We start from the raw sequence: 21,702 nt of genomic DNA on the forward strand, positions 1-21,702 counted from the left end.
CTAGCCCAGCAATGAAGGCAGCACGCTGGCGCCGTCGATATTGCCGCCGCAGAGCAGGACGACATTGGTCTGGCCGGCGCATCTTCCTGCGATCTGCCGGAAGCCGGCAAGTGCGAGAGCTGCCGCTCCTTCGACCAGCATATGCTCATCGAGAAGCACGTCCCGCATCGCCGCGGCAATCTCGGCTTCGGAGCAGGTGACGACCTCATCGACGACGGCCATCGCAAGCCCGAGTGTCATGCTGTCTTCGTCAAGACCGCCGGCGACGGCATCGGCGAGCGTGTCGAGGTGTTCTGTTTCGACCACTCGGCCAGCCTTTATAGAAGCCGCGAGCGCCGCCGAATTTGCCGCGGAGACGCCGATGACGCGGGTCAACGGGCTGAAGCTCTTCAGCACCGAGCCTATGCCGCTGATCAGTCCGCCACCGCCCATGGCGATGAAAACATTGTCGATGCGCTCGGCCTGCTCCAGCAGTTCAAGCGCGATTGTGCCCTGGCCGGCGATGATTTCCGGGTCGTTGTAGGGCGAGACGTAGCCGAGCTTTTCGGTCGCGGCCAGTTGCTGCGCATGCTGTTCGGCAAGCCCGGTTTCGGAACCGTGGAGGACGACGTCGACGCCGTAGGCGCGGATGCGTTCCAGCTTCGCCGGCTTGACGATCTCCGGCAGCACGACAGTCAGCTTTTGCCCGATCGCGCTTGCCGCATGGGCCGCACCGATGCCGTGGTTGCCGGAGGAGGCGGTGATCACCTGCTGGTCCCGTGGCAGCGAGGTCATCTTGCTCGCCGCACCGCGGATCTTGAAGGAGCCGGTCAGCTGCAGGTTTTCCGCCTTGAACAGCACCGTCGAGGATGTCTGCCGTCCGATCGCGCGCGAGGGGATCAGCGGCGTCTCATAGATGAAGGGGCGGATGCGCTGGCGCGCACGGACAGAGCGCGCCGCCGTTTCGAGGACGTCTTTGGTCATGCGGTTGTTCCTTGCGGGCGGCCGAGCAGGCCGAGTTCATCGAGCACGGTGCGGGCGATGGCGATGTCCTGCGTCGCGATCCCTGTGAGGTCGGCGATGGTGATGTCGCGGTCCGAGCGCCGGCCTTCGTCAGCACCGGAAAGGATCGCGCCGAGCGCGACACAGCGGTCCACGCCGATCAGCCCGGCGCGCGCCGCCGCGGAGAGTTCGCCATGGTCAAGGCATTGTTCGGCGAGATCGGCGACCAGCCGGTCGGCGCGCGCGACGAGGGCAATGTCGAGTTCCTGCTTGCCGGGTGCGTCCGCGCCCATGGCGGTGATATGGGCGCCGGGCGCAATCCAGTCCGATCGGATCAGCGGTTCCTTCGATGGCGTCGTGGTGACGATCGCATCGGACTGGCGACAGAGGGTTTCGAGATCGGTCGTTGCAGCGATGGAAAGGTCGAGGTCCTCAAGGTCGGCAAGCACGGCGTTCGCCCGTTCCATGGATCGCCCCCAGACCGTGAACCGCAGTGGTCGATCCGAGAGTGCGGCAAGCGCCCGGATCTGGATGCGCGCCTGCGTCCCGGTGCCGACGATCCCGATCCTCCGCGCGTCCTTGCGCCAGAGCGCCATGGTCGCGAGCGCGCCGCCGATGCCGGTGCGCAGATCGGTGAGCAGCCCCTTGTCGTCGAGCACGGCCATCACGTCGCCGGTCTGCGAGGATACGGCGACCATCATGCCGTTGCTCGACGGCAGTCCCTTGGCCGGATTGTCGTAGAAACCGGAGGCGATCTTCACGACGAAGATCGGATCGCCTTCGATGTAGCCGTATTTGATGTGGCAATCCGCATTGCGATCGGAAAGCGGCAGGTAGCCAACCGGCGGCAGGTTGGCGCGGCCATCCGTGACGGCGATGTAGGCGTCGCGGATGGCCGGTGCGGCGAGCGTCAGCAGCGGCAGGGATGCGAGTTTCTCGCGGCCGACGACGATCATGGCGCGCTCCCCTGGCTCAGATATTTGTAGACGGTCGCGCGGCCCATGCCGAGGATGCGCGAGATGTAGGACGCAGCATTCTTGCCGCCGAAGGCGCCGTCTGAAGAAAGCGCAACGACCAACGCCTGCTTGTCGGTCCGGCTCAATGTTGAGATCGTCAGCCCCCGCGCCGCCGTCCACTGCTGGACATATTCGTTGACGCGTTCGTGCCAGTCCTCCTTGAACAGGCTCTCCGGCCTGTCTGCATTGACCGGGACGCGCACGAGTGCGTTGAGCGTGCGGAGTGCTGCATGGAAGTCCGAGACATCGGCATTGATGCAAAGGACGCCGATCGCCTTGCCGGCCGCATCGCGCAAGACCGCGCTGATCGCCTTGATAGAGCGCCCGTCCCAGTTGACCTTTTCGTAGGGGCCGATGATCGCATCGCCTTCCCTGAAGCCGATTTCGCTCAGCAGCGAGGGTTCGCCGATCTCGCGCTTGGAGAAGTTGCCGGCGATATGGACGACGGTTTCGCTTGCGAGGTCATGCAGCACGACTTCGGCATAGGGCTGAAACAGCAAGGCGACCGCGTCGCAGACCAGGCTATAGGGGCGGAGTTCTGGGGTCACGGCGTTCCTCTTCCTCGATGGCGCCCCTTAAAGCATGCATAGACGAAATTGTCTATATTGGATTTATAGTCTTTAGTTGGTGCCGCCCAAAAACGACAACAGCGGCGCGCGATGAGTTCGCGCGCCGCTGTTCAAGCAGCCGACAGGGAGGGGATCAGCTAGCTCGTCGCGGTCTTCATGCGCTTCGCCTTCCTCCAGCCGACAAGAAGCGGCAGCACGGCCATGGCGCCCGCCAGGATCCAGAGGATGATCGAGATCTTGCTCTGGAACAGGATCGAGATGTCGCCGCCGCTGATCGCCAGTGCATTGCGCAGGTTCACCTCCATCACATGCCCGAGCACGAAGCCGAGGATGATCGGCGCCATGTCGAAGCCGGCCTTTCGAAGCAGCCAGCCGATGACGCCGATGCCGAGCATCAGGAGGATCGAGAACACCGACGCGTGGGTGGAATAGACGCCGACAACCGACAGGACCAGGATGCCCGGAACCAGCAGCCAGTTCGGCACCGTCAGTACGCGGGCGAAGATGTTGACGAGCGGCAGGTTGAGGAGGAGCAGCAGCACGTTGCCGATAAACAGCGACGCGACGAGGCCGCCGACCACTTCAGGTCGTTCGGTGATCAGCATCGGGCCCGGCTGGATGTTGTAGAGCATCAGCGCGCCGAGCATGACGGCGGTCGTGCCGGAGCCGGGCACGCCGAGCGTCAGCATCGGCACGAAGGCACCACAGGCGGTGGCGTTGTTGGCCGCCTCCGGTGCCGTCAGGCCGCGCACGTCGCCCTTGCCGAAGGTGCCCTCGGTGTCGGAGATGCGCTTTTCCGTGGTGTAGGAAACCGCGCTCGAAACCGACGCGCCGGTGCCGGGCAGCACGCCGACGATGAAGCCGATGACCGAGCCGCGCAACGTCGCACCGACGGACTTGCGGATGTCGTCGAGGCGGGCGGTCATGCGGCCGAGCTCGCGGATGACCGTGACGCCGCTTGCCTGGTGTTCGAGGATCAGCAGCGCCTCGGACACCGAGAACAGGCCGATGACCAGCACGACGAATTCGATGCCGTCGCCGAGTTCCGGCTCGTTGAAGGTGAAGCGGTAGGCGCCGGAGGTGGCGTCAAGTCCGACCGTTGCGAGCATCAGGCCGAGCGTGCAGCCGATCAGCGTCTTTACCGGCTGGCTGCCGACCATGGAGCCGAGCGTGGCGAAGGCAAAGACCATCAGCACGAAGTACTCGGCCGGGCCGAAGCCGATCGCGAGGCCCGCAAGCAGCGGCGCAAACAGCGCAAGCCCGACGGCGCCGAAGACCCCGCCGACGAAGGAGGAGAGGCCGGAGAGCATCAGCGCCTCGCCGGCGCGGCCCTGGCGGGCCATCGGGTTGCCGTCGAGTGCGGTCATCACTGCGCCGGCATCGCCCGGCACGTTCAGAAGGATCGAGGAGATCCGGCCGCCATACTCGGCGCCGCAATAGACGGCGGCGAGCAGGATCATCGTGCTTTCAGCCGGCAGGCCCATCGTATAGGCGATCGGGATCAGAAGCGCGATGCCGTTGATCGGTCCAATCGCCGGCAGGGCGCCGACCAGAGTGCCGATGAAGCAGCCTGCAAGACCGATGAGCAGGTTCTGCATCGTCAGGGCGACGGTAAAACCGTTCCAGAGATATTCGAGATTCATGGGTGTAACTCCTTGACCGGCGGATCAGCCGAACAGCCGGCCGGCGGGCAGATAGACGTCGAGCAGGTAGGAAAAGACGAACCACCAGAGGACCGCCTGTCCGACGCCGCCAATCAACGCGAGACGCAGCGGTGCGCCAAAGATCCAGCCGACGCCGAATGTCAAAAGGAAGATCGAGGCGGCGAAGCCGGCCGGTTCCAGAAGCAGCGCCGACGCGAGAAGCAGGAACGGTACCGCAACGATCTTCACGAGAAGCGGTCCCCGCGGGAAGGCTTCGGCCGTTCCGGGGCTTTTCAGATAGAAGAGGCACAGGACGGCAAGGATGATGGCAAGCAGCACCGGCACGACGCGTGGACCGAGCGGATCGGAGGCGAAGGCATATTCGATCTGGCTGCCGCCGATGCCGTAGGCAATCGCCAGCGCAAGCATGGCAAGGCCGCCGATCCTGCCGATGAGGGAGGATGAGGATGGAGTGTCTGACATGTTGGGTTTCCCGATGATCACGTCGTCACGGAAAACGGGCATTCCTTCACGGCCAGGCGGTTCGCCCGTGCCCGTGTGCCCGCAGGATGGTGGCGATCGGAGCGGGAGGTCGTCCCGCTCCGATACTCGGCATTACATGCCGGCTTCCTTGGCGATGATCTTGAAGCGTGCCACGTCCGCCTTGACCTGCCGGTCGAAGGCATCGCCGACCTGGTTGTATTCGTAGAGGCCACGCGCCTCGCGCTCCTTCACGAATTCCGGCGTTGCGACGAGCTTGGTGAAGGCGTCGGCCCACCATTTGTAGTCCGCGTCGGAGACGTCCTTGCCGACATAGTAGCCGCGCCAGACCGGCCATTCGATGTCGACGCCCTGTTCCTTGGCCGTCGGCACTTCGGCGAGTTCGCCCGGAAGGCGCTCAGGCGCCATGACGGCGAGCACGCGGACCTTGCCGGCGGCATGGTGCTTGGACATTTCCGCCGCATCGCCGGCGCCGACCTTGACGTGGCCACCTTCGAGCGCCGTCAGCACCGCGCCGCCGCCTTCGAGCGCCACATAGCGCATCTGCTTCGGCTCCTGGCCGGCAGCCTTTGCCAAGAGCGAACCCTTCATCCAGTCCTGCGAGCCGACGGCGCCGCCGCCGGCGACCGAGAAGTCGGTCGGGCTTGCCTTGTAGGCGGCGATCAGTTCGCCAAGCGTCTTGTAGGGGGAATCGGCGGCAACGACGAGCACGCCGTAGTCGGCGCCGAGCGCGCCGAGCCAGCGCACGGCCGTTTCGTCATATTGGCCGAACTTGCCCTGGGCGATCAGAAGCGCCGAGCCGGACGAGGCCGCGGTGATCAGGTTGCCGTCGGTGCCGCGCTTGCCGATGACGTGGTTGTAGGCAACCGCACCGACCCCGCCTTCCATGTAGGTGACGGCCATCGGCTTGCCGATGATCTTGGCTTCGAGCAGCGCATTGGCGGCGAGCCGGCAGGTGAGGTCGAAGCCGCCGCCCGGCTTGGCGCCGGCCAGGCACTCAGGCTTGGTGGGCTCGGCGCCGGCCGGCGATTGAACGGCGGCAAACAGTCCGGCCGCCAGAAGGGTCTTTACGAAGGTTCGGGTCATGGTCTCTCTCCCATCCATGAGTTTTTCTTTCGAGGGCGCTGTCGCACACCTGCCCCACCGTGACATCCAAGGCCCGGACGGGCATCGACCAGCATCGACGGACCGCGTATGCGGCCGCCCGAAAATGCCCCGGCGATGATTGTCCTCCAGACCCTGGCCGCATCTCCCGTTGTCGCGGTCAGGCAACCCTCTTTCCTCCCCGAACCTGTCACCACGCTGTCACGAAAGCGGTCATATCCGCCGGGTTGATCGGCGGAATCTTCCGTGTCACTGCTTGCTCATGCGCATCTTTCTGGTGGAGGACACGAGGGATGTCGGGGAGGCAATCAGCCGTCGACTGGAAAAGGTCGGGCACACCGTCGATTGGCAGACGGACGGTCAAGCCGCCGCCGACATACTCGAATTTACCGATTATGATCTCGTGATCCTCGACGTCATGTTGCCGGGGCTCGACGGGTTCGAGATCCTGCGCCATCTGCGCGCCCGGCGAAAGACGACACCGGTGCTGGTGCTGACGGCGCGTTCCGAAATCGAGGACCGGGTCGGCGCGCTCGACCTTGGCGCCGACGACTACCTCGTGAAACCGTTCGATTTCCGCGAGCTCGAAGCGCGTACGCGTGTGCTCCTGCGCCGCCGCCAGGGCGATCCGACCAACCTTATCGAGTGCGGCGATCTGGTGCTCGACCGCAACAGCCGCTCCGTGCGCGTCGGCAACCGCGAGGTCCAGCTCAAGCGCCGCGAGATCACGCTTCTGGAGGTGCTCGCCGCCCGGCCGGGGCGGGTTTTCAGCAAGGACGAGCTGCTCGACCGGCTGTTCGGCTTCGACGAAAACGTCAACCCCAACGCCGTCGAACTCTATGTCGGAAGGCTGCGTAAGAAGATCGAGGGCTCGTCGGTGCGCATCGTCACCATCCGTGGTCTCGGCTATCAACTGGTGGCTGATGAAGCAGCGTGAAACCTCTCTCTTCTGGCGGCTGGTGCTGCGCGTGGCGCTGGTGCTTTGCGCTGGGGCGGCGCTGCTCTCGGCGGCTGCCTGGTACTATGCCCGCGCGGCTGCCGACGATGCCTACGACCGGCTGCTGCTCGGTGCGGCGATCCAGATCACCGCGAACATGACCGTTGACGCCGGCAATCTGGGCGTTTCGCTGCCGTCGTCGGCGTTCGAACTGCTTGGCCTTGCCGAGCGCGACCGCATTTTTTATCGCGTGGTTGGCCCGGATGGCCGAACCCTGACCGGCTACGACGATCTCGATACCGGCGTCGACGTGACAGCGGCGCGGGCCGGCCCAGTGTTCCTGACGACGGAATATCGCAAGGTGCCGGTGCGCGTGGCCGTGGTCTCGCGGGCGTTGTCGGACCCGTCCTTTTCCGGCTGGGCCTATGTGGTGATGGCGCAGACGACCGAAGCGCGGCGTGGGCTTGCCGGCGAACTGACGACGCGCGCGATGATCCTCGTCGGCACCATGAGCCTGCTTGCGCTTGCCGGCACCGTGCTTGCCATCCGCTATTCGCTGCTGCCCGTCGATGCCCTTGCCGCGACGCTGCGTGCCCGCGATCCGCAGGACCTGACCCCCGTCGAGGCCGACATGCCGAGGGAGCTCAAGCCCTTCGTCGGGTCGATCAATCACTTCATGGGCCGCCTCGACGAACGCGTCACCCTGCTTCAGCGCTTCATCGCCGATGCGGCCCACCAGATCCGCACGCCGCTGACGGCCCTTTCGGCGCAGGTCGACATGCTCGACGACGACGACCTCGACGTCAACCGCAGACGGCATCTGGGGCGGGTGCGCGATCGCGTCAGCCAGCTGGCGCGGCTCACCAACCAGCTGCTCAGCCATGCCATGGTCATCCACCGATCCGATTCCGTGCGTTTCAAGCCGGTCGATCTTGGCGATATCGCCCGCAAAGCGTTTCGCTCGACGGTACCGATTACCGTCGACCCGGATGTCGTCGTCTCCTTCGAAGACTGCAGCGAGCCGGTTTTCGTGCTCGGCGATGCGGTGAGCCTGCGCGAGGCGATCGCCAACATCATCGACAACGCGCTGCAGCACGGTGTCGCGCAACGGCTGGCCGTACGCGTGCGGCGCGACGACGATCGTGCCCTGGTGGAGGTCGCCGACGACGGTCCCGGCATTCCGCCGGGCGAATGGGCGGCGGTGACCACGCGGTTCGTCAGTTCGAAGACGGGAGAGGGAAGCATGGGGCTCGGCTTTGCAATCGCGGCGGAGGTAGCGCTTGCCCATCGCGGCACGGTCCGGTTTCTGGAGAAAGGCGCGCACGACTTCACCGTCATTCTCGATGTTCCCCTTTATCGGGAGGGACCATGAGGATGTGGCGACAGCTTCCTTCGATCGCACTTCTCGCGGTCCTTGGCCTTGCCGGCCCGGCCGGCGCGGTCGAGGGGACGCGTGCGTTCTTTCCGGCGCTCGACGCCGAGCGCGGCCGGCTCGTCATCAACGGCGCGACCGACATCGAGGCGATGGAGCCGCTGATCCGCGATTTTCAGCTGACGGCGCGGGATGTCGCCATCGACTATACCGACTACGTGACCAACGAGCTTTATCACGATGCCGACATCGCCTGCCGATTGCAGCAGCCCTTCGGTGACCTCCTGCTGTCGTCCTCCGTCGACCAGTTGGTGAAGCTTGCAAACGACGGCTGTGCTCTGTCGCATGTCTCGCCGGAGACTGGCAGCGTGCCGGCTTGGGCGAACTGGCGCGACGAGGTCTTCGGCTTCACCTTCGAGCCCTCGGTCATGGTCTATCACAAGGACTTCGTGCCGCCGGAGGACGTGCCGCACACCCATGGCGAGCTGACCGATCTGCTGCGCTTCAAGCCGGATTATTATCGCGGCCGCATCGGCACCTATGATCTGCGGCAGTCCGGCATCGGCTATCTGCTCGCCTTCCTCGATGCCCAACAGGCCTCGACCACCTACGGCCGCCTGCTCGAAAGCTTGAGCCGCGCCCAGGCGGTGCTGCGCTGCTGCAACAACGCGGTTCTGTCGGAACTCGACAGTGGCAACGTCTATATCGGCTACAACATCCTCGGCTCCTACGCCTATGCCGCCTCGCGCCGGAACGCCAAGCTCAGGATCGTGCTCCCGCGCGACTATACACTGATCCTCAGCCGCGGCGCGCTGGTCCCGGTGGGGGCGAAACGCCGCGATCTTGCCGGTCGTTTTCTCGACTATCTGCTGTCCGAGCGAGGACAGGAGGTGGCGCGGGAGAAAGCGTTCTTCTTTTCGTGGAACGGCGCACTGCCGGCCGAGGTCGACGGCCCGGCAAAACTTGTGGAGTCGGGTATCGGCCGGCCGATCCGCATCGGCCCGGCTTTGCTTGCCGCCCAGGACCGGCTGCAGCGGTCCCGCTTCATCGACGACTGGACCAAGCTGATCGTCGATACCCCGGTCCGGCTGCGCCCGAATTGAAGGACGGCGCCTGCGGCAGATGCAGGCGCCGGGATCGCGCGCGGCCTATCGCTCGCCCTTGCGCCAGGCGCACAATGCGTGGTCGAGCGACAGCCTCCCGGGACCGGAGGCCATCAGCGCGAGCGCCATGGCGGCCCAGGTAATGTGGATCGGCCAGCCGTCCGGCACAGTCAACTGCACGACGATCGTCATCACCAGCAGGCCGAGGGCGGCAAAGCGGGTCGCCAGGCCGAAAACGAGCAGAATTGGCAGAACGATTTCCGCCGAGCCGGCCGCAAAGGCCGTTACGGCGGGAGCGGGGTAGGGATAGGGTCCGCCCGGCAGATGCAGCTGGAACTCGGAGCTGAAAAGCAGCACCGCCACGTCGTTCAACTGCAGGAAGCCGTCCCACTTGCTCATGCCGGATCGGAAGAAGGGGACGGCAAGGCCAAAGCGCAGCACAAGCTGGGAGAGCCAGAGCGGCGCAAGCACGCCGACGGCGCGGTTCGCTCGACGGGCCCATTGCGACAGGTCGGCAGGACTGCCGTTCTGCGAAAATCTGGATGCGGACATCATGGTTTCATCCTCCGTGATGGATGGCCGCAAAAGCGCCGGCTTCGAGCGCGGTGGCGATTGCGGCTGTAAGATCGAGCGTGGGAGATCGGGTTGAAGCTTCCGCGGCGGCCGCGGCGAGGGGAACGCCTGCCAGCAGGCGTGAAAGCAGGAGATCGGCGCCGGGCGCGAGGTTTCGAACGATGACGTCGAGGCCGGGCCGGGTGATCAGCGCGCTCTCCGGATCAGCCGTTTCGATGCGCCCGACCGGTCCGCGCCCGCGGTTGACGGCAAAGATCGTGACGGCCGGATAATCGAAACGCACGATCCTGCTTGCCGGATGCGGTTCGAAAACGACGTCGCCAAGCCGCTCGGGCGGAACCAGGGAAAGCGCTGCCGGCGCAAGCGCCGGCGCATCGGCGGCATGATAGGCGTCGAGCCAGGCGCGCTCGATCCTGGCAACGTCGGCAAGCCAGGGCATTCCCTTCGCGTATTCGTAGCGCGCGATGAAATTGGGAAAGTCGTGGCCGTATTCGAAAAGCAGCGGCGAGTTCGGCGGCGTCTCCCGCACGTGAAAGCGCGCCATGGCGCGGAAGAAGGCCTCGCCGGTGATGCGCTCGGTTGCCGGAAAGGTCGCCGCCAGCGCCTCGATCAGGCTGACCGTGACGTTGTTGCGATAGACATTGAAGCGCTTCACCGCCGCCTTGCCGTTCGGACCGGCGACAACGGCCGGTGTCGGCCGGTCGGGTGCAAGCAACGGCGGCACGAAACCGGCGGCATAGCTGCCGGCTCGGCCGATCGGGATGGGGAGCATTGCGTCAGGCGCGGACACGGATCTTCTCCTGCGACAGCCGCTGCCCGTGGGCATCGAGGATCGCTTGCGCCGCCATGGCCTCGCGCTTCAGCACCGGCCAGTCGGGAACGGCGCTGTCCCATTCGATCAGTGTCGGGATGGCGCCGCTCCTGGCGATGACGATTTCGTAGAGTTTCCAGACGGCGTCTGCGACCGGGCCGTCATGGCTGTCGATCAGCATAAGCTCGCCTTCGTCGTCTTCCTGCTCCGCATGCCCGGCAAGGTGGATCTCGCCGACATGCTCCAGCGGAAAGTCGCCGAGGTAGTCGCGCGCCGAATAGCCCTGGTTGGTGGCCGAGACGAAGACGTTGTTGATGTCGAGCAGCAGCCCGCAGCCGGTGCGTTTCACCAGTTCGCGGATGAAGGCCGTTTCGCTCATCGTCGATTCCGGGAACGTCACATAGGTCGAGGGGTTTTCGAGCAGCAGCCGGCGTCCGATCGTTTCCTGGACCTCGTCGATATGCGCGGCAACGCGCGCAACGGTCGCTTCGGTATAGGGCAGCGGCAAAAGGTCGTTGTAGAAGGTGGTTTCGTGGGTCGACCAGGCGAGATGCTCGGAGACGAGCGCCGGCTCATAACGGTCGAGCAGCGCCTTGAACCGGGCGAGGTGCGCCTTGTCGAGCGGCTGCGGGCCGCCGATCGACATGCAGACGCCATGGAGAGAGACCGGAAACTGTTCGCGGATGCGGCTCAGCGCCGCGTGCGGTGGGCCCCCGGCGCCCATGTAGTTTTCCGCATGAATTTCGAAAAAACCGCCCGGGGCTTCGTCGGCGAGGATCGCCTGAAGGTGCTGGTGCTTGAAGCTCGTTCCGGCCAGCCCGGCAATTTGATGGTTCGGCAGGCGAGGGCTCACCGGGGCAAGTCCGCTGCCGTCATTGGTTGAAATGCGCATTGCCAATCCCGTTCCAATCCTGTGAGCTTTGATGGCGGGCGGGAGCGTTGCTCGACCGGCCATCCCCTTGAAAACCGAAGTGCAACGGGAGGCGATTGCCCCGCCTCCCGTTTCCGTCTTGTCGTGGATCAGGACGCCATGTCGCGGGAGAGCGGTTCGGGCGATCCCTTGCGGCCGTCAGGCAGTTCCATCGTCGTGCAGGTGCCGCCATCGACGAATTTCCAGGCGTTGCCCTGGTAGTCGACCGTCGAGGTTGCCTGGCAGGTGGTGCCGGGGCCGGCCGCGCAATCGTTCTGGCCCTTGAGCGCGACGCCGAAGCATTTTTCCTTGCCCGCATCCATGGCGGACTTGACCTGTGCTTCGGTGAGCGGTGCGGCGGTCGCAAGCGACGACAGGGCCGCGGCCACAGCACCGGCCAACATTGCGGTGCTGATCGTGGACTTCGTGGACATGAATGTGTCTCCGTGTTGAATTGATCGAGTGCGCTCGTGACTGAGGCGCACATCGGGTCTTTCGCCACGCAGGTGTCGGGCGTTACATAACGTTGGCAACACGCTTTCGTGATGGGTTCGCGAGGCCGGTCCGAGCAGACAGCAGCCGTGAATTTGCGATAGCCGTGTAACAAATGCCGGGAATCGGCGAATGGGAGGAAGGGCCCGGGTGAGCGGCGCGGACGACGAACATCTCGCAGGGCTCCTTCGCGCGGCCGTGGCCGGCGACGAAAAGGCCTATGCCGACTTCCTGCGGGACGCGGCGCAGGTGATTCGTCGCTGGGCCCGGCGCTGGACCATCGGCGGTGGCGTCGATGCGGAGGACGTCGTGCAGGAGGCGCTGCTGGCGGTGCACGTCAAGCGCCACACCTGGCGGGAGGACGCGCCCGTCATCCCGTGGCTGCATGCCGTCGCCCGGCACAAATACGTGGATGCCGTGCGCCGACGAGCCCGCCGCCCGACGGTGGGCATCGAAGGGCTCGAAGAGACGCTGCCGAGCGTCGAAACCGAGACGGCCAGGGATTGGGAGATCGGCCGGGCGCTGGAGGGGCTCGCTCCGGGCCAGCGTTCGGTGGTCAGTGCGATCTCGGTCGAGGGGTTCACCGTGGCCGAGACGGCGCAGAAGCTGGACATGAACGAAACGGCGGTTCGGGTGGCGCTGCACCGCGGCCTTGCTGCAATCGCCCGCCGATTTGGACGAAACTGAGATGGATACGAACGACCTCATCAAGGCTCTCGCAGCGGACAATCGGCGCCCCGGTCTGCCGATGAACACCGTATGGCCCGCTGTGGCGATCGGCGCGCTCGTCCTCGCCGGTGTCGCGTTTTCGATCCTGCTCGGCCCGCGGCCGGATATCGCCGCTGCTGGCGAGACGGTTCGGTTCCTGTTCAAGTTCGTGGTGACGATCGCGCTCGCCGCGGCCGCCTTTGCGGCCATGCGCGTCGCTGCCTGGCCCGATGCGGACCCGCGCCGGCTGGTGCCTTTTCTTGGCATCGCGCCCCTGCTCGTTGCCGGTGGCGTACTGTTCGAGCTTCTTGCCGTGCCATCCGACGCCTGGGCGGCGAAACTCGTCGGAACCAATTATCTGGTGTGCATGACCTTCATTCCGCTCATCGGCCTTGCACCCCTTGGATTGTTCCTTGTCGCGTTGCGCCATGGCGCGCCGTCGCGCCCCGGCTTTGCTGGCGCCCTGGCAGGGCTTGCAGCCGGCGGCATTGCCGCGACCTTCTACGCCGCCCATTGCCCGGACGACTCGCCGCTCTTCGTCGCGACCTGGTACACGATCGCGGTCCTGATATTGACGGTGCTTGGGGCGTTGGGCGGTCGCTGGGCCGTTCGCTGGTAGCGGCTAGACGGGCGCTTGCCGGCGCTGAAAACAAAAAAGGCCGGCAATGCCGACCTTTTCCCGTTCGCTGCGTCACACTGCCAGTACATCCGTGGTCAGCGTTTGCGCGCGAACTACGCCCGGAGCCTTCGGTCGATCATATCCGTCGCGCTCCACGGGCAATTCGTTGATGCCTATGTGTGGTGTCGGGTGAAGGGTTTCAAGCCCCCGGCAAAAATCGCTGCCGGCATCCCTCGGTACTGGCTCCCCCCGACGCTAGCAATGAATGCTGACGCCGTGCTCGCGCAGCAGGGCGACGATCTGTTCGTCGGGCAGCCGGTCGGTGACCAGCGCATCGATATCGGCAAGCGATGCCAGCCGTACCAGCGCGCGCCGTCCGAACTTGCTGCTGTCGACGGCGAGAATGACGCGCTCGGCCTGGCGCATGGCGGCCGAGACAGCGGCGACTTCGGCATGGTCGTCGTCACCGATATCGCCGTCCTGGTCGATGCCGCTGACGGAGATGATGGCGACGTCGAACTTGAACTTGCGGATGTAGTCGGCGGTCTCCTCGCGGAACACGCCGGCATCTACCTGGCGCACGAAGCCGCCGGGCACGGCGACGGCAAAGCTGCTGCTTTCGCTGAGCGTGGTCGCGACGCGCAGGCTATAGGTGACGACGCGCAGGTCGCGGCGCTTGAGAAGGCCCCGCGCCACCGCCTCGCACGTCGTTCCGGTGTCGAGGAAGACGGCAGCGCCGTCGGCAACAAGCTCCGCGGTCAGTTGCCCGATGCGTTCCTTCAGCTCCGCGTTGTCGATGCGTCGCTGGCGGTAGATTTTGGGATCAACCGGGGTCGCAATGGTCGCGCCGCCGTGCAGGCGCCGCACCTTGCCCTCCTGTTCGAGCGCCATGATATCGCGCCGTGCCGTCTGAGTGGTGACGCCGAACAGGCCGGTAATCTCCTCGATCGAAATATAGTGGTTCGTTTGGAGATGGCTTAGAAGCTGCGCTTGCCTGCGCGCCTTCTTGTCCCCACCCACAACATCCCGATCGTCCATCACCCTCATCCTCATTGCCCGTCAGCACGTTTTGCTACCATAGGGCCAACTCCGATCTCCAAGGAAATCGGCGCAGCACCTGTGGGCCGCGCGAAATTTTATGGCGTCCTATGAAATGTTGTAAAACTGACATTTGACTCGCCTAATGTCCGTAATCGTACATTTTAGTGAACTCTTCCGCTCATCAACACCATCGCCATGAAGGTCTTGTGACGGAGCGTGTTCGCATCGCGACATTGGAGCAGATAATGAGACAACGTGGACACGACCTCCGCGGGGTGCGGGCTTTTGCGCGCCTTACGCAACCGTTGCGCCTGGCGACGGCGATCCTTCTCTGCGGCACGAGCCTGACGCTTTCGGCGGCCGAGGCGCGGGCTGCTGACGACAGCATGAAGATCCTGACGCTGAACACCTGGCTGGACCGCTTCAAGGCAAACCCGAGCGTCATGTCGGACTTCTTCATCAAGGGGAACTACGACATCCTGACCTTCCAGGAGTTCCGCGCCAACAGCACCTACGCGCGTGACATCCCGGGCATCCTGAAGAATGCCGGCCTTGGAACCTACGCGACACGACAGGACAGCGATACCGGCGTGTTCTCGCGCCTGCCCGGTACCTTCGGCGCCAGCACGCTTGGCGACATAGTGACCTATACGGTGGTCGATCCGACCGTCAGCAAGCCGCAGGTGGTCGTCGGCACCACGCACCTCAACTATTACGACCCGGCGACGACGCGCATCAGCGAGGCCAAGGGTATCAACCAGTGGGCCAAGGGGGAGACGCGGCCGATCATCCTCACCGGCGACTTCAATGCCGGCGATGTCTCGGAACGCGGCCTGCATTCGATCAGCCAGCAGGAATTGCTGCTGAAGACCTACGTCAAAAGCCCAAGCAACAGCTTCTATCTGAGCCTCCTGCGCGACTATGCCAAGGACCAGCAGAAGCTCGACGCCTATATCGCCGAGTGGAAAGGCAAGAGCGCCTCGGCGATCAACGCCTCGACTGTGCCGTCAGGCCTGTTTGCCGATGAAATGTATCCCGTTGCCGGCAACCTGCCGCAGACGATGAACATCCTGAAGAAACAGTTCCAGATCCTGCAGCTTCCGAACGAGCGCGAACAGTTCTCGCCGCATGCTCTGAACGACGGCAGCGTCACCTGGCCGTCGCACGGCGAGGACGCCACCAACACCTGGGCGAGTTGGCACCGGGTGAAGATCGACCACTTCCTGGCGTCGCGCCCGTTCGGCAAGTGGTGGACGCTCGCCGACGATCCGAAGGATCCCTATTCCGGCGTCATCACCGATGTGAGTTACGTGACCAATCCGGATGGCTCGAAGACGCCGCTTTCGGACCACGAGCCGGTTGCGCATACCGTGCGCTGGGTTGGCCCGGTGCTGCAGAACTACACGGATCCGGCGACAGCGACGGCCAAGACCCGCATTGTTTGGGGCGACGAAGCCTCGACCTTCACTGAAAAGGGCGGGGTGTTCAACCTCAGCCGCAACAACATGCGCAACGACGTCTATCTCGGCCAGATCGCCGACGAGAACGGCCTGCCGATCCTTGCCGGCCTGACCGACCAGGAGAAGAAGACGCTGCTCGACTGCAAGAGCACGGATGCGCGCTTCCAGCAGGCGATCCGCGACTATTGCATCGACGATCATTCGTTCATCGGCGAAACGCTGGTGACCGACGGCGGTACCGTTGTGATCGAAGAGGATGCAGCCCTCGGCAGCGCTGCGGCGAAGCTCCGGCTCGACGGCGGTGCGCTCCGGATCGCCGGCCGCGACATGCACCAGATCAACCGCGATATCGTGCTGGAAGCGGGCGGCGGTTCGCTCGACGTGGCGGACGCTGCCAACGTCGTTGCCGTCAACAAGGCGATCAGCGGCAGCGGCGGTCTCACCAAACTCGGCGCCGGCGCGCTCGTGCTTAACGGCCAGAACACCTATACCGGCGCGACCGTGGTCAAGTCCGGCCTGCTCTCGGTGCAAGGGTCGATCGCCTCGTCTTCGGGGCTCACCATCGAAAAGGACGGCGCCATCGGCGGCATCGGAACGTTCGGCAGCATCACCATTGCCGACGGCGGCGTGATCGCGCCCGGCAATTCGATCGGTACGCTCAACGTTGCCGGCGATATCAATTTCGCGGCCGGCTCCACCTATCAGGTCGAGGCCAACGACAAGGGTGAGAGCGACAAGATCGTCGCGTCAGGCAAGGCGACGCTCAACGGCGGCTCGGTCCTGGCACTTGCGGCCAATGGCAGCTATGCGCCGCAGACCAGCTACACGATCCTGACGGCGGCCGGCGGCGTGACCGGTACCTTTGCCGACGTCGCATCGAGCCTCGTCTTCCTCGACCCGACGCTCGGCTATGACGCCAACAGCGTGACGCTGACGCTCAGCCGCAACGACATCCGCTTCGCGGACGTCACGGAGACCGCCAACCAGCGGGCAACGGCGATCGCCGCCGAAAGCCTCGGCTTCACCAATGCCGCCTATTCGGCGCTCACCAACCTCGACCGCGCACAGGCGCGTTTTGCCTTCGACCAGCTCTCGGGCGAGATCCATGCCTCGACCAAGGGCATGCTGCTGCAGGACGGTCTGCTTCTAAACGCGGCAGCCACCAGCCGCATCCGTGCGGCCTTCGGCGATGCCAGCACCAAGGCGGTGCCGGTGCTAGCCTATGGCGAGGGCGGCATCGAAAGTGTTGCGGCAGACACCGAGCGCTTCGCCTTCTGGAGCCAGGCCTTCGGCACCTGGGGCGACACGGACGGTAACGGCAATGCGGCCGGCTTCCAGCGCAATGTCGGTGGTTTCCTCGTGGGCGCCGACGGCCTCGTTGGTGACAACTGGCGCGCCGGCCTCTTTGGCGGCTACAGCCGCTCGACCTTCGACGTGGTCGATCGTCGTTCCTCGGGAGACAGCGACAACTACCATATCGGCGCCTATGCCGGGACCGTGCTTGGCGCGCTGTCGCTGACGTCGGGTGCGACCTATAGCTGGCACCGCATCGAAACGACCCGCAGCGTAGCCTTCGGCGGATTCGACGACAGCCTGTCGGCAGCCTATGATGCCCGCACCGCCCAGATCTTCGGCGAGGCGAGCTATGCGGCAAGTGCCGGTCGCTTCGATTTCGAGGGCTTCGCCAATCTCGCCTATCTCAACCTCGATACGGACGGTTTCCGTGAAAAGGGCGGAGCGGCGGCGCTCTCGGGCCGCTCGGAGAACACCGACACGACCTTCACGACGATCGGCGTGCGCACCTCGACCGACGTGTCCTTCGGCGAAACGGCGGCGGTTCTCAGCGGCACGGTCGGCTGGCGCCATGCCTTCGGCGATATCGTGCCGACCTCTGCGCTTGCCTTTGCCAGCGGCCGGGGTTTCACGGTCGGCGGCGCGCCGATCGCCCGGGATGCCGCACTCGTCGAAGCCGGTATCGACTTCAAGATCGCTCCGACCGCGACCTTTGGCGTCAACTACACCGGCCAGATCGCCTCCGGCGTTTCCGACCACGGCGTCAACGCCAAGCTGAAGGTGAGCTTCTAAGGGGCGTAATATATCGCTTTGAATATCGAACGCCGCGCATGGCCTCCATGCGCGGCGTTTCTTGTGGCTGGTTGCGGCAGCCTGGTCGATCAGATCCAGACGGTTCTTCCGGCGCCATCGCAGCCAAGGGCGCGCAGGATGTTGAGGGGCACGTCGAGCATGGTCTCGCGGCCTGCGGTCAGTAGGAACGAGGCCGTCTGCGGTTCGCGATAGGCAAGAATCTCGTCGCGCGAGGCGGCGGTGTAGATGCCGCGCAGCGCCCTGAGGCAGCCGCTATGGGTAACCACGACATGGCGCCGGCCGCGCTCGAGCGTGTCGAGCCAGGCTTCGAGGCGCGCTGCAAGCGCCGTCCGGCTTTCACCGCCCGGCATCGAATAGTCGAACGGGTCGGCGCTGTGCGCCTCGTACTGGTCCACAAGATCGCGCTCGATCTCGTCATGGGCGAGGCCCTCCCAGGCGCCATAGGAGCGTTCGGCGAGGGCAGCCGCCTCGGCAAAACGATCGAAGGGGATCGACCAGGTATCGGCGAGGATCGATGCGGTCTGGCGGGCGCGGCCGAGCGGGCTCACCCAGAAGGTCAGGTTCTTGTCCTCCTCGGCGATCCGTTCGGCAAGGCGCAGGCCGACGGCGAGCGCCTGGCGCACGCCATTGGCCGTCAACGGTGTGTCCTTGCGGCCCTGCAGTCGGCCGGCGACGTTCCATTGGGTTTCGCCGTGGCGGATGAGGATGAGGCTTGGAAGATCTTTTTTCATGCGGAACTCGGATGTCAGCGGTATGGCGCTGCTTGAAATGGGGACCTGGCGCCCGCCGGCGAGACCGGCGGACGCGCGTCGTATGCTCTAGTGGGCGAGCCATTGCGCCGACGACGGCTTGAGGCCGAGCGTCGTTGCCGCACCGGGTTCGAGAAGCGCGTCGCCGGAATGGAACGGCGCGTCGATCAGCACGGTCGCAGCCCCGATCCTGACGCCATAACGCACCGTCGCGCCCAGGAATTCGCGATGCGCGATGATGCCTTCGAGCGCGACGGCGCCGGGCTCGAGGCTGCCGATCGTCGCATATTGCGGCCGGAAGACGAGCTTGGCGCCTGCGGGCACTTCGGTCCCTGCCGGGATCGGGATGGAGCCGCCGCCTACGACCTCGAAGCTTCTGGCAGCGCCTGACCCGGCCACCTTGCCGTCGAGGATGTTGGCTGTGCCGAGGAAGTTGGCGACGAACAGATTGGCTGGCTTTTCATAAAGCCCCATCGGCGTTCCGACCTGCTGGATGCTGCCCTCGTTGAAGACGGCGATGCGGTCACAGACGGTGTTGGCCTCCTCCTGGTCGTGGGTGACGAAGATCGTCGTCAGTTGCAGCCGCTGCTGCAATTCACGCAGTTCGCGCCGGACTTCGACGCGCATCTTGGCGTCGAGGTTGGAGAGCGGCTCGTCGAGCAACAGCACCTTCGGCTCGATCGCAATAGTGCGGGCGAGCGCCACGCGCTGCTGCTGGCCGCCGGAAAGCTGCGACGGCCGGCGGTCGGCGAGATGCTTGAGGCCGACGAGGTCCAGCGCCTTCTGGACACGACTTTCGATCTCCGGGCGCGGAAGCCGACGCTCTTCGAGGCCGAAGGCGACGTTGGCGGCGACCGTCATGTGCGGCCAGAGTGCATAGGACTGGAAGACCATGCCGATGTCGCGCTTCCATGCGGGCATGTCGAGCACGTCCTGTCCGCCGATCACGACCTTGCCCTGGCGGGCATTGTTGAAGCCAGCGATCAGCCTGAGCAACGTGGTCTTGCCGCAGCCGGACGGGCCGAGGAAGGCGAAGAACTCGCCCGGCCGGATTTCAAGGTTGATGTCCTTCAGCACGTGCAGCGCGCCGTAGTAGAGATTGACGTCGCTGATGCTGATCGCCTTGGCGGGGCCGGCGGCGAGTGCAGCGCTGTTGATGTTCACTGTCATTGTTTTTCCTCCCGAATTACTTGGCCGTACCCAGCGCCTTCTGGCGGCGCTCGATGACGTAGTGGGACAGAAGCGTGCAGAGCGCGACCATGATCACGGCGATGACGCCGAGGGCTGCACCCGGACCGCGACCGGCCGGCGATTGCATGAAGACGTAGAGCCCGTAGGCGATCGGCGCGTCCGAATTGCTCTGGATCAGCATCAGCGTCGCCGAGAGTTCGACGGCGGCCGTCGAGAAGCTGGTGACGAAACCAGCGAGCAGTCCGCCGGTCATCAGCGGCAGGACGATGCGGCGGATGGTCCGCTGCTTGGTCGCGCCGAGGTTTTCGGCGGCCTCTTCGAGCGATTCCGACACCTGCTGCAGGGCAGCGTAGCAGGCACGAAGCGCATAGGGCAGGCGGCGGATGGCAAGCGCCAGAACCACCATGACCCAGAGTGTGGCCAGCGGCGTGCCATCGGGCAGCGTGATGCCGTAGAAGGTTCTGAGATAGCCGATGCCGAGCACGACACCGGGGATGGCGAGTGCCGCGGTGGCTGCCCAGTCGAGCCAACGGCGGCCGATGACCTTGGTGCGCAGCACCAGATAGGCGATGGCGCCGCCGATGACCACGTCGATCAGGCCGGCGAGGCTGGCATAGATCAGCGTGTTCTTGATGTAGAGCGAGCTCTCGCCGAAGACGCGGCCGTAGTGGGCGACGGTATAGGCGTCTGGCATCGGGCTGAACGACCAGACGGTTGCGAAAGAAAGCAGCAGCAGGCCGATATGTGGTGACAGCACCAAGAGCAGGATCAGCGCGACGACGCCATAGGCGATTACGCTCTCGCCGCGGCTGAGCTTGCGCCGGGAAAGACCGCCGCCGCCGCGCTGGACGGTCGAATAATCCTTGCCGCGCATGGCGACCGCCGAAAGCCACATGGCGAAGATCGAGACGGCAATCAGGATAACCGAGATCACGTAACCCATCGGGTCGGTGAGACCGACCGAGGTCACGCGCAGATAGGCCTGCGGCGCCAGCATGTCCTTGACGTTGAGGAGCAGCGGCGTCGCCAGGTCGTCGAAGACCTTGACGAAGACCAGCGACGCGCCGGCGAGATAGCCGGGCATGGCAAGCGGAAAGACGATGCGGCGGAAGAGCCGGAAGCCGGAGGAGCCGAGGTTCTGGGCGGCCTCTTCCATCGACCGGTCGATGTTGCGCAGGCTGGTCGAAAGGTTGATCAGGATGAAGGGGAAGTAGTGCAGCGACTGCACGAAGATGACGCCGTTCAGCCCCTCCATGAACGGGATGCGGATGCCGAACCAGTCGTTCAGAAGCAGGTTCACCGTGCCGTTGCGGCCGAAGAGAAGCTGCATCGCCACCGCGCCGACGAAGGGCGGCATGATCAGAGGCACGAAGCCCAGCGTCTGGATGATGAGCGAACCGCGGAAGTCGAAGCGGGTCGTCAGCACCGCGAGCGGAAGCGCAATGGCGCTCGCCCAGACGACCGACATCCCGGACACATAGACGGAGTTGAAGAAGGACCGGCGGAAGAGGTCTGTTTTGAAGAAGTCGATGAAGTTGACGATGGTGAGTGCACCGGTGCCCTTCTCGGTGAAGGCGGTGTAGATGACCGTGCCGGCGGGGATGACCAGGAAGATCGCCAGAAACAGGGCGATCACCGAGACAGCCAGGATCTGGCCAGGTTTGGCCGCGGCGGGCCGGATGGGAACGGAAGCGACGAGCGCCATGGGGCAGACTCCGGAGTGAGTTCGGCCAGCCCGGCGCGAAAGGCGCGCCAGGGTCGGCGAAGCTTGAATGTTTGCGGGAGCTTGACCGCCCGCCGGGATGGGCAGGCGGTC

20 protein-coding genes are annotated in these 21,702 nt (G+C 65.0%); 6 read left to right on the top strand and 14 right to left on the bottom strand.

Annotated elements, in window-relative coordinates; all coding sequences use genetic code 11:
• From OKW20_RS11080 to OKW20_RS11105, 6 genes are all read right to left on the bottom strand, one after another.
• Positions 1-963 carry a pyridoxal-phosphate dependent enzyme gene (locus tag OKW20_RS11080; RefSeq protein ID WP_429172163.1) on the bottom strand — a complete coding sequence of 321 codons (963 nt, stop codon included), beginning with the start codon at positions 961-963 and terminating at the stop codon, positions 1-3.
• Positions 960-1,937 (bottom strand): ornithine cyclodeaminase family protein, encoded by a 978-nt coding sequence (locus OKW20_RS11085; protein WP_429172165.1) that lies wholly within the window; start codon positions 1,935-1,937, stop codon positions 960-962. The genes OKW20_RS11080 and OKW20_RS11085 overlap by 4 nt, the downstream gene beginning before the upstream one ends.
• The gene (locus OKW20_RS11090; RefSeq protein WP_429172167.1) at positions 1,934-2,545 is read right to left on the bottom strand and encodes a helix-turn-helix transcriptional regulator; all 612 of its coding nucleotides are present in this window, start codon (positions 2,543-2,545) and stop codon (positions 1,934-1,936) included. The genes OKW20_RS11085 and OKW20_RS11090 overlap by 4 nt, the downstream gene beginning before the upstream one ends.
• A 158-nt stretch (positions 2,546-2,703) precedes the next feature.
• Positions 2,704-4,209: a tripartite tricarboxylate transporter permease gene (locus OKW20_RS11095; RefSeq protein ID WP_429172169.1), complete on the bottom strand. Its 1,506-nt coding sequence runs from the start codon at positions 4,207-4,209 to the stop codon at positions 2,704-2,706.
• A 24-nt stretch (positions 4,210-4,233) separates the two neighbouring features.
• The gene (locus OKW20_RS11100) at positions 4,234-4,692 is read right to left on the bottom strand and encodes a tripartite tricarboxylate transporter TctB family protein (protein ID WP_429172170.1); all 459 of its coding nucleotides are present in this window, start codon (positions 4,690-4,692) and stop codon (positions 4,234-4,236) included.
• Between the two features lie 132 nt (positions 4,693-4,824).
• Entirely contained in the window at positions 4,825-5,796 is a 972-nt protein-coding gene (locus tag OKW20_RS11105) for a Bug family tripartite tricarboxylate transporter substrate binding protein (protein ID WP_429172172.1), read from the bottom strand.
• 280 nt (positions 5,797-6,076) lie between these two features.
• On the opposite strand from OKW20_RS11105, the gene OKW20_RS11110 reads away from it, so the two are divergent.
• Genes OKW20_RS11110 through OKW20_RS11120 form a run of 3 tightly spaced genes read left to right on the top strand, consistent with a single transcriptional unit; the run spans position 6,077 to position 9,226 of the window.
• The gene (locus tag OKW20_RS11110; RefSeq protein WP_043624419.1) at positions 6,077-6,751 is read left to right on the top strand and encodes a response regulator transcription factor; all 675 of its coding nucleotides are present in this window, start codon (positions 6,077-6,079) and stop codon (positions 6,749-6,751) included.
• A complete protein-coding gene (locus tag OKW20_RS11115; RefSeq protein ID WP_429172174.1) occupies positions 6,738-8,123 on the top strand; it encodes a sensor histidine kinase N-terminal domain-containing protein in 1,386 nt (461 codons plus the stop codon). Before OKW20_RS11110 ends, OKW20_RS11115 begins: the two co-directional genes overlap by 14 nt.
• The gene (locus tag OKW20_RS11120) at positions 8,120-9,226 is read left to right on the top strand and encodes an ABC transporter substrate-binding protein (RefSeq protein WP_429118116.1); all 1,107 of its coding nucleotides are present in this window, start codon (positions 8,120-8,122) and stop codon (positions 9,224-9,226) included. The genes OKW20_RS11115 and OKW20_RS11120 overlap by 4 nt, the downstream gene beginning before the upstream one ends.
• A gap of 45 nt (positions 9,227-9,271) precedes the next feature.
• Here the strand turns inward: OKW20_RS11120 and OKW20_RS11125 are convergent, their stop codons facing one another.
• From OKW20_RS11125 to OKW20_RS11140, 4 genes are all read right to left on the bottom strand, one after another.
• On the bottom strand, positions 9,272-9,781 hold the full coding sequence (locus OKW20_RS11125; protein ID WP_429172176.1) for a DoxX family protein: 510 nt from the start codon (positions 9,779-9,781) through the stop codon (positions 9,272-9,274).
• Between the two features lie 4 nt (positions 9,782-9,785).
• Complete coding sequence (locus OKW20_RS11130; RefSeq protein ID WP_429172340.1) at positions 9,786-10,571, bottom strand: HvfC/BufC family peptide modification chaperone; 786 nt, start codon at positions 10,569-10,571, stop codon at positions 9,786-9,788.
• 4 nt (positions 10,572-10,575) lie between these two features.
• Positions 10,576-11,502, bottom strand: a complete 927-nt coding sequence (gene bufB, locus OKW20_RS11135; protein ID WP_429172177.1) for an MNIO family bufferin maturase — start codon at positions 11,500-11,502, stop codon at positions 10,576-10,578.
• A gap of 128 nt (positions 11,503-11,630) precedes the next feature.
• Complete coding sequence (locus OKW20_RS11140; protein ID WP_043624401.1) at positions 11,631-11,954, bottom strand: BufA1 family periplasmic bufferin-type metallophore; 324 nt, start codon at positions 11,952-11,954, stop codon at positions 11,631-11,633.
• A gap of 208 nt (positions 11,955-12,162) precedes the next feature.
• Here OKW20_RS11140 and OKW20_RS11145 point away from each other — a divergent pair, with 208 nt between their 5' ends.
• The gene (locus tag OKW20_RS11145; protein WP_429172179.1) at positions 12,163-12,699 is read left to right on the top strand and encodes a sigma-70 family RNA polymerase sigma factor; all 537 of its coding nucleotides are present in this window, start codon (positions 12,163-12,165) and stop codon (positions 12,697-12,699) included.
• Between the two features lies 1 nt (position 12,700).
• Positions 12,701-13,339: an NrsF family protein gene (locus OKW20_RS11150; protein WP_429172181.1), complete on the top strand. Its 639-nt coding sequence runs from the start codon at positions 12,701-12,703 to the stop codon at positions 13,337-13,339.
• A gap of 255 nt (positions 13,340-13,594) precedes the next feature.
• Here the strand turns inward: OKW20_RS11150 and OKW20_RS11155 are convergent, their stop codons facing one another.
• A complete protein-coding gene (locus OKW20_RS11155; protein WP_429172183.1) occupies positions 13,595-14,386 on the bottom strand; it encodes a DeoR/GlpR family DNA-binding transcription regulator in 792 nt (263 codons plus the stop codon).
• Between the two features lie 239 nt (positions 14,387-14,625).
• On the opposite strand from OKW20_RS11155, the gene OKW20_RS11160 reads away from it, so the two are divergent.
• Entirely contained in the window at positions 14,626-17,925 is a 3,300-nt protein-coding gene (locus OKW20_RS11160) for an autotransporter domain-containing protein (protein WP_429172185.1), read from the top strand.
• Positions 17,926-18,014: 89 nt separating this feature from the next.
• Here OKW20_RS11160 and OKW20_RS11165 read toward each other — a convergent pair whose 3' ends face one another.
• The 3 genes from OKW20_RS11165 to OKW20_RS11175 all read right to left on the bottom strand — a co-directional run bounded on the left by OKW20_RS11165 (position 18,015) and on the right by OKW20_RS11175 (position 21,591).
• Complete coding sequence (locus OKW20_RS11165; RefSeq protein WP_429118137.1) at positions 18,015-18,677, bottom strand: histidine phosphatase family protein; 663 nt, start codon at positions 18,675-18,677, stop codon at positions 18,015-18,017.
• A gap of 87 nt (positions 18,678-18,764) precedes the next feature.
• Positions 18,765-19,865, bottom strand: coding sequence for an ABC transporter ATP-binding protein (locus tag OKW20_RS11170; RefSeq protein WP_429172187.1), 1,101 nt, complete (start codon positions 19,863-19,865; stop codon positions 18,765-18,767).
• 16 nt (positions 19,866-19,881) lie between these two features.
• Positions 19,882-21,591 (bottom strand): ABC transporter permease, encoded by a 1,710-nt coding sequence (locus OKW20_RS11175; RefSeq protein ID WP_429172189.1) that lies wholly within the window; start codon positions 21,589-21,591, stop codon positions 19,882-19,884.
• Positions 21,592-21,702 lie beyond the last annotated feature (111 nt).

It is taken from the genome of Ensifer sp. LBL, assembly GCF_050435225.1.
Classification (GTDB): Bacteria; Pseudomonadota; Alphaproteobacteria; order Rhizobiales; family Rhizobiaceae; genus Ensifer.

What these genes read in the sequence shown, in the direction of transcription:
- OKW20_RS11080 (WP_429172163.1), bottom strand. Translation starts at nt 963, where the DNA reads ATGACCAAAGACGTCCTCGAAACGGCGGCGCGCTCTGTCCGTGCGCGC.
- OKW20_RS11085 (WP_429172165.1), bottom strand. Translation starts at nt 1,937, where the DNA reads ATGATCGTCGTCGGCCGCGAGAAACTCGCATCCCTGCCGCTGCTGACG.
- OKW20_RS11095 (WP_429172169.1), bottom strand. Translation starts at nt 4,209, where the DNA reads ATGAATCTCGAATATCTCTGGAACGGTTTTACCGTCGCCCTGACGATG.
- OKW20_RS11100 (WP_429172170.1), bottom strand. Translation starts at nt 4,692, where the DNA reads ATGTCAGACACTCCATCCTCATCCTCCCTCATCGGCAGGATCGGCGGC.
- OKW20_RS11105 (WP_429172172.1), bottom strand. Translation starts at nt 5,796, where the DNA reads ATGACCCGAACCTTCGTAAAGACCCTTCTGGCGGCCGGACTGTTTGCC.
- OKW20_RS11110 (WP_043624419.1), top strand. Translation starts at nt 6,077, where the DNA reads ATGCGCATCTTTCTGGTGGAGGACACGAGGGATGTCGGGGAGGCAATC.
- OKW20_RS11115 (WP_429172174.1), top strand. Translation starts at nt 6,738, where the DNA reads ATGAAGCAGCGTGAAACCTCTCTCTTCTGGCGGCTGGTGCTGCGCGTG.
- OKW20_RS11120 (WP_429118116.1), top strand. Translation starts at nt 8,120, where the DNA reads ATGAGGATGTGGCGACAGCTTCCTTCGATCGCACTTCTCGCGGTCCTT.
- OKW20_RS11125 (WP_429172176.1), bottom strand. Translation starts at nt 9,781, where the DNA reads ATGATGTCCGCATCCAGATTTTCGCAGAACGGCAGTCCTGCCGACCTG.
- OKW20_RS11130 (WP_429172340.1), bottom strand. Translation starts at nt 10,571, where the DNA reads ATGCTCCCCATCCCGATCGGCCGAGCCGGCAGCTATGCCGCCGGTTTC.
- bufB (WP_429172177.1), bottom strand. Translation starts at nt 11,502, where the DNA reads ATGCGCATTTCAACCAATGACGGCAGCGGACTTGCCCCGGTGAGCCCT.
- OKW20_RS11140 (WP_043624401.1), bottom strand. Translation starts at nt 11,954, where the DNA reads ATGTCCACGAAGTCCACGATCAGCACCGCAATGTTGGCCGGTGCTGTG.
- OKW20_RS11150 (WP_429172181.1), top strand. Translation starts at nt 12,701, where the DNA reads ATGGATACGAACGACCTCATCAAGGCTCTCGCAGCGGACAATCGGCGC.
- OKW20_RS11155 (WP_429172183.1), bottom strand. Translation starts at nt 14,386, where the DNA reads ATGAGGGTGATGGACGATCGGGATGTTGTGGGTGGGGACAAGAAGGCG.
- OKW20_RS11160 (WP_429172185.1), top strand. Translation starts at nt 14,626, where the DNA reads ATGAGACAACGTGGACACGACCTCCGCGGGGTGCGGGCTTTTGCGCGC.
- OKW20_RS11165 (WP_429118137.1), bottom strand. Translation starts at nt 18,677, where the DNA reads ATGAAAAAAGATCTTCCAAGCCTCATCCTCATCCGCCACGGCGAAACC.
- OKW20_RS11170 (WP_429172187.1), bottom strand. Translation starts at nt 19,865, where the DNA reads ATGACAGTGAACATCAACAGCGCTGCACTCGCCGCCGGCCCCGCCAAG.
- OKW20_RS11175 (WP_429172189.1), bottom strand. Translation starts at nt 21,591, where the DNA reads ATGGCGCTCGTCGCTTCCGTTCCCATCCGGCCCGCCGCGGCCAAACCT.